Origin of the sequence: Streptomyces sp. H27-C3 (assembly GCF_030063415.1) — a bacterium.
In the GTDB taxonomy this organism is placed as follows: Bacteria; Actinomycetota; Actinomycetes; order Streptomycetales; family Streptomycetaceae; genus Streptomyces.
Window position 1 is genome coordinate 1 of record NZ_JASITA010000091.1, and the last position, 5,535, is coordinate 5,535.

4 protein-coding genes are annotated in these 5,535 nt (G+C 65.5%); 2 read left to right on the top strand and 2 right to left on the bottom strand.

Going from position 1 to position 5,535, the window contains the following annotated elements; all coding sequences use genetic code 11:
• Nucleotides 1–188 precede the first annotated feature (188 nt).
• Both QMK30_RS37970 and QMK30_RS37975 read left to right on the top strand, forming a co-directional pair.
• Entirely contained in the window at nt 189–1,295 is a 1,107-nt protein-coding gene (locus QMK30_RS37970; protein WP_283522893.1) for a helix-turn-helix domain-containing protein, read from the top strand.
• Nucleotides 1,292–1,897 carry a hypothetical protein gene (locus tag QMK30_RS37975; RefSeq protein WP_283522894.1) on the top strand — a complete coding sequence of 202 codons (606 nt, stop codon included), beginning with the start codon at nt 1,292–1,294 and terminating at the stop codon, nt 1,895–1,897. Before QMK30_RS37970 ends, QMK30_RS37975 begins: the two co-directional genes overlap by 4 nt.
• A 39-nt stretch (nt 1,898–1,936) precedes the next feature.
• Here QMK30_RS37975 and QMK30_RS37980 read toward each other — a convergent pair whose 3' ends face one another.
• Together QMK30_RS37980 and QMK30_RS37985 are read right to left on the bottom strand one after the other, a co-directional pair.
• Complete coding sequence (locus QMK30_RS37980; protein ID WP_283522895.1) at nt 1,937–2,998, bottom strand: Wadjet anti-phage system protein JetD domain-containing protein; 1,062 nt, start codon at nt 2,996–2,998, stop codon at nt 1,937–1,939.
• Nucleotides 2,995–5,421, bottom strand: a complete 2,427-nt coding sequence (locus QMK30_RS37985; protein ID WP_283522896.1) for a coiled-coil domain-containing protein — start codon at nt 5,419–5,421, stop codon at nt 2,995–2,997. The genes QMK30_RS37980 and QMK30_RS37985 overlap by 4 nt, the downstream gene beginning before the upstream one ends.
• Between the last annotated feature and the right edge of the window lie 114 nt (nt 5,422–5,535).

Sequence of the window (5,535 nt, forward strand, 5' to 3'; positions counted from 1 at the left end):
CCATTCAAGACCCCACTCTCATCGGCAACCACATTGCCAGGCAGAGCAAGACCGTCAGACCCCGACACCACGAACATCCACCGACATGTCACCAGACCCCGTCAACGTTCGTGGACAACGCACTAGCTTGGGGAGAGCACCGACGGTTCGCCTTGTGAACTCTGGTGAGGGCGGACTACTGTCCACGGGTGTCCAGCATCTCTGATCGCGTGAGACGCCTGATCGACCAATCGGGCTTGAGCCTCAACGACTTCGCCGACAAGACCTACCTCGACGCCGAGCTACTCAGTCAGTGCATCGGCGGGGCGAGCTCCTTCTCGACCGTTGAGCTCGCCGTCATTGCCGACGAATTCCATGTCTCCATGGACTGGCTTCTTACTGGCGCCGAGCCCGCGCTGGCCGTGGCGGCGAGAACAACCACCGGGAAGGCAGCCGAAGCGCTGGTAGCCGCTCGGGACCTCGTTGGCCGACGCGTCGGCCTGGACAAGCTCGGTTATCCCCAGCCCTGGCGGCCTGTCTCCCCGACAAAGCCCTCGGGCAATGGGTACGCCGTTCAGGGAGAGGCACTGGCGAAATCAGCTCAGCGGGCGGTGGAGCATCAGGGGCGATTGGTGACGGAGGGCGGTCTGCCAGGACTGATCGAGGCGGTCTTCGGCGTGGACGTGGCCATCGAGCCGCTGGGCGAGGGTTTCGACGGCCTTGCTGCCGCGGGCCAAGGCGCCAAGCTCATCCTCCTCAGTACGGCATCGAACCCGGCACGCCAGCGCTTTACTCTCGCTCATGAGCTCGGACACCTCCTCGCCGACGATGATCAGGACGTCCACCTCGATCGCGATATTTTCGACCGAGCCCAGAAAAACGACCCAAGCGAGCAGCGCGCCAATGCATTCGCCTCCGTCTTCCTTTTGCCCGAGCAAGCCCTGCGCGAAGCTCTTCACGCGGTGGGGCTGACGCGAAAGAGCTTTGCCACGCTGTGCTGCGACTTTATGGTCAGCCCTGAGACGCTTGCTTACCGACTGCTCAAGTTGCGTGTGATCGACGCGGGCGGGTGCGACCACTTCAAGCGGATGACCGTCCGCGAGGCCGCGGCCGTCGCCGGTCGTGAGGAAGAATTCGACCGGCGAGTCGTGGTCTCGGGGGAGACGAGGCTCCCTGGACTCCTGGTACGCGACACGCGCGCGGCCTATGAGGCCGGCAGGGCGACATTGCGTCCGTTGGCATCGCTACTCGGCGCGGATGTCGACGAGCTCAGAGACCAGATCGCGTCCGAACAGGGCAACGGCGGTGCAGCATGAGCGAATTCCTGTTTCCGGATAACACTGTCCTATGTAACTTCGCCGCCGTTGAACGCCTCGATCTGCTCCGCGCAGTTCTGGCCAACCGGGGCAGGTGGACCGCTGTGGTGGCACGGGAGGCCCAAAAATCGGCCGAACATCTACCTGCCCTCCACGACTTGAGACGGCAAGGCTGGCTCGGAGAAGCAATTCAGGTAAGGTCCCCGGGCGACCGTGCGAACATCGAACACCTCCGCACGGACGTGTTCGGCGGCCCAGCGGACTGGCGGACGAAGCACCTCGGAGAGGCCGAGACCTGTCACATCATTCAGCACTGGCCGCAGTTTTCCGGTGCCTGGTGGATCTCCGACGACAAATCTGCGCTTGAGTACGCGATCGCGCAAGGCATCATGACAGCGGAAACGCTCGACATGATGAAGCTGGCCGTTAAGGCGGGATTCGTCGCCGCGGAGGACGGCTTCGTCCTGATGAAGAAAATGCGTCAGCTGAACCGCGGTCCGCGACAACCTCAGTCCGTTACCGACCTCACCGACATCTCATGGTCCATTTCTGAACTTCTGCCTGGGCAGAATGATGGCGAAGCCGACGTACACGCCACGTAAGACTGCGCCCGGGATAGCTGGCGCGACTTCCGTGTTGGCTCACCATCTCCAATCTGGTTCGGCGCTGAGTTCCCTACGGTTGGTTGCCTCCTGCGCGTGGCGTTGCCCGTTGGTCAGCGCGGCGTGAGCGGCTTGCCGGAGTCCCTCGGGGAGCCAGGCCGCCAAACCGTGCGCCTTCGTGCTGTCGATGATGTCGCCGCCGGTGGGTTCGTGCGCGAGCAACAGGCGATAGAGGCCCGCCGCCGGTTCGACGGGCGGTAGTCCGTGTTGCGCGCCGTTGATGGAGGCTCTGGCCGGGATAGCGATGCCCTCGGCGTCCAAGTCGCCGTAGTAGACGATGCGGCGGATGCCAGGCAGCTCAGTGATGTTTTCTACGGATGCTTCGAAGGCTCTTCCGGAGCCGAAGGCGATGTATCCGATGCGGCCAGAGGAGGGTTTGAGCAGGTTACGCAGGGTGGCGTAGGTGTCGCTGTTTTCCACTACGAGCAGGGTGTCGCCGTCGCCGAGCCTGTGGTGGGCCAGAGGGGGTGGTTCGCGGTAGGTGGCGAGCTGTTCGAGGGTCAGCCTGCCAGGGGCGAAGAGGGCTCCGGTGACCAGAGTGTCGAGGCGCTTTTCGTAGCGGAAGATCTCGTATGAGCGTTCGCGGAGGGAAAGGGGAGTGCGTCGGGATGGGTGGTTGTGGGTGTCTCGGAACCAGCGGTTGCAGGCGAGGAGGTCCTCGGCCTGGGAGGCGGTCAGGCGGGCGTCATAGGCCCAGTTGAGCTCGGGCCGCCACGACACATGTTGGCGTGGGGTGGCGTGATTCGCAGGCGGCACGGTGGGGATCCGGACCTGTTCCGGAAGAGCTGGGTGGCCGGCGTCCCATTTGGCGCGGGAGGTGGGCAGGCCGAAGATGCCGTGTTCGGCGACTTCGTACAGCAGTGTGGCGAGGGTGCTGCGCGCATTGTCGCCGCTGGCGGCCCCCGGCAGAGCTTCGCGGAATGCCTCCATGAGGGTGGCCCGGCTGACTGTGGCGCGTTCGGCGCGGGCTTGGAGTGCGGCGCTGAGTTGTGCCGCGGCGGGGGAGAGCGGTACCTGGTCTGGATCCGTGGGTGAGGTCACTGAGTGTCGCCCTGCTTCCTGTACAGACGTGCCGAGGTCAGCAGGCCGACGGGTTCAACTGTGTCTTGGTCGGGGGCAATGCGGGGCGTGGGGATGAGCGCGTTGCGTACCTGGTCTTCAAGCCGGATGAGGGAGAGGCCGCTTCGGGCTTCGGCGTCGTTGCGGAGCTGGATGCGCATGGGGAAGCGCGAGGTGACGTCCTCGTCGCTCAGTCCGGTGGTGTAGATCAGCTGGATGCCCAGAGCTGCGGCCATCTCCATCTGGATGTCGACGAGGTATCCGGCGTTGGCCCGACCGATGGGGTTGTCGAGCAGCAGCAGGCCGCCGTTGCGGGTGCGGCTGCGGGGGCCGGGGGAGGTGCGCAGGGCGGCGAGCGCGCAGTACAAGAGGATGGCTCCGGTCAGTTCCTGGCCGCCGGAGAAGACGCGGCTCATCTCTTCGACGGGGACGCGGTCCAGGCGCTGGGAGGCGTTGGGTTTCATGACCTCTGCGGTGAACCCGCGAGGGACGGCTGCGAGGAGGCAGCGCATGACGACGTCGATGCCCTTGAGGTTGCGGGTGCGCTGATTGCCCGCCAGTGCGTCGATGGATTCGTGCATCTGGGCGGTGAGGGCGGGAAGGTCCGGTTTCTTGTAGCGGATGGTGAGGAACTTCTGCCCGGACCAGGGGGCGTCGCCCTCGGGGAAGGCGGAGAAGCGGCTGGCCTGGTCGAGGCGCTGCAGGAGGTCGGTGACGTGGCCGCTGAGGTGTGAGGCGAGGGTTTCGCGGGCCTTGGCCATGCCTTCGAGGTCTGAGGTCAGGGCAGCGATGCGCGAAGCCAGTGCGTTGGCCCAAATGGCGGCCATCGCGGGGATGTGGTGGCTTTCCAGGGCGGAGATCTGCGTACGCAGGGGGATATCGAGTCGTTCGAATCGGACATCGCCGGGTACTTCCTTGAGCCGGCTGACGCTTCCTTCCAGTTTGCGCTCTGTCTGGAGTGCTGTGTCCCGGCGGGTGGTGTGGGCGGCGACCGCCTGGCGGGCGGCCGATGTGGCAGCCTCCGCAGTGCCGTCGTAGGGCAGCTGGTCCGGCGGGACGGTCAGGCCGTGGACTGCGGTTTCCAGCATCGGCAGGACCCGGTCGAATGCCGCCAGGTCCTTGGTGGAACTGGTCTGATTACGGCGCGCGGTGTTGAAGGCGTCCTGGGCTAGACGTTCTTCGTTGTGAGCCGTACCCAGTTCGACCGCGGCCTTGGCTTCCAGCTCGCGAGCCTCGGCGACGGTGGTTGGGGTCCACACGGCGGCGTCTTCGTTGTTGGGCAAGACTGCCGGTTCCAAGCGCTTGGCACGCTCTTCAAGCCGGCTCGTCTGATCCCGGAGTCCCTGGAGGGACGTCTCGTAGGAGTCGATCTCGACGGTGAGGGCGCGCAGAATCGCGTCGCGCTGAACAGCGTCACCAGCCCGCCCATCTCGACTGTGGGCCATGGCCAGTCCCCGGACTGGCTCGGGGACTTCGTCCCACTCTTCCTGGCTGGCGAGCAGAGCCTTCTGCGCTGTCGCCGCTCGCACCTGCTGGTCCTCGCCGACCTCAACGCCTCTCAGCTCGTCCTGCGCTTGGAGGTAGCGGTGCTGGAGAGAGGGCAGGGGCAACAGCGGTGCCCCGGAGACACCGTGCGCCTGTTCTGCCTGAGACGTGCTGGTGATCTTTTCGCGCGACCGGACGTATCCCTCTGCAGCCTGCTCGGCTGCTTCGATGGCGCGCGCGAGACGCACGACTTCCTTGTCCGCCTCATCGATCTGGTTCGCCAGCGACTCGAGTTCGTTTTCACGGGCGATCTTTTCACCGGTCAGGACCTTGATCCGGGCCAATGCCTGGTCAGCATCAAACTCCCCTTCAGCCAAGCGAGCCAGATCCTCGGCGATCTTCTGCGCGGCCTTGAGCCTTTCGGCACGGAGTGCGCATTCGTCCTCGGCACCCTGCAGCGCAGCCTCTTGCTCACCTGCTGCGATGTGGGCCTCGGCCAGCTTGCTCTCGGCTTCCCCAGCAGCAGCGTCCAGAACCTCCAGTTGGCCGAGCAGCTCGTACACGGGCCGGAGACCGCAGGCGTCACGCCAGTTCGCGATCTGGCGAAGCAGGTCGCCTGCGGCGGTAATGCGCTGGCCGAGCGAGTTCACCTCGCGGGTGAGCTCGGTGATGCGAGTGTGGACCGCGGCGCGTTCGTGTGCGGCGGCTTCTTCGTCGTGGAGGGCGGGGGAGGGTACGACCACGAACCGCCCCGCATCGGAGGCTGTGTGGGTGCTCAGCATCCGCTCTCCGGTGCCCACCGTCACGGCCGCGGAAGGCAGGGGCCGAAGGCGCTCCACGATGGTCCGGGCGGAGTCCAGGCCGTCAAGACCGCCCACGATGATCCCGCCCACCAGGTCGGGGTGTGTGTGAACGATCACGTAATTCCCCGGGCCTGGCGTCACGTAATTCCCCAGGTCCTGACCTCGTCCATGTCTACTTGATCGAGGGGGTGTCTGTCTTCCCCGCGGCTCCTCGGGGGCGCTTGTTGGGCC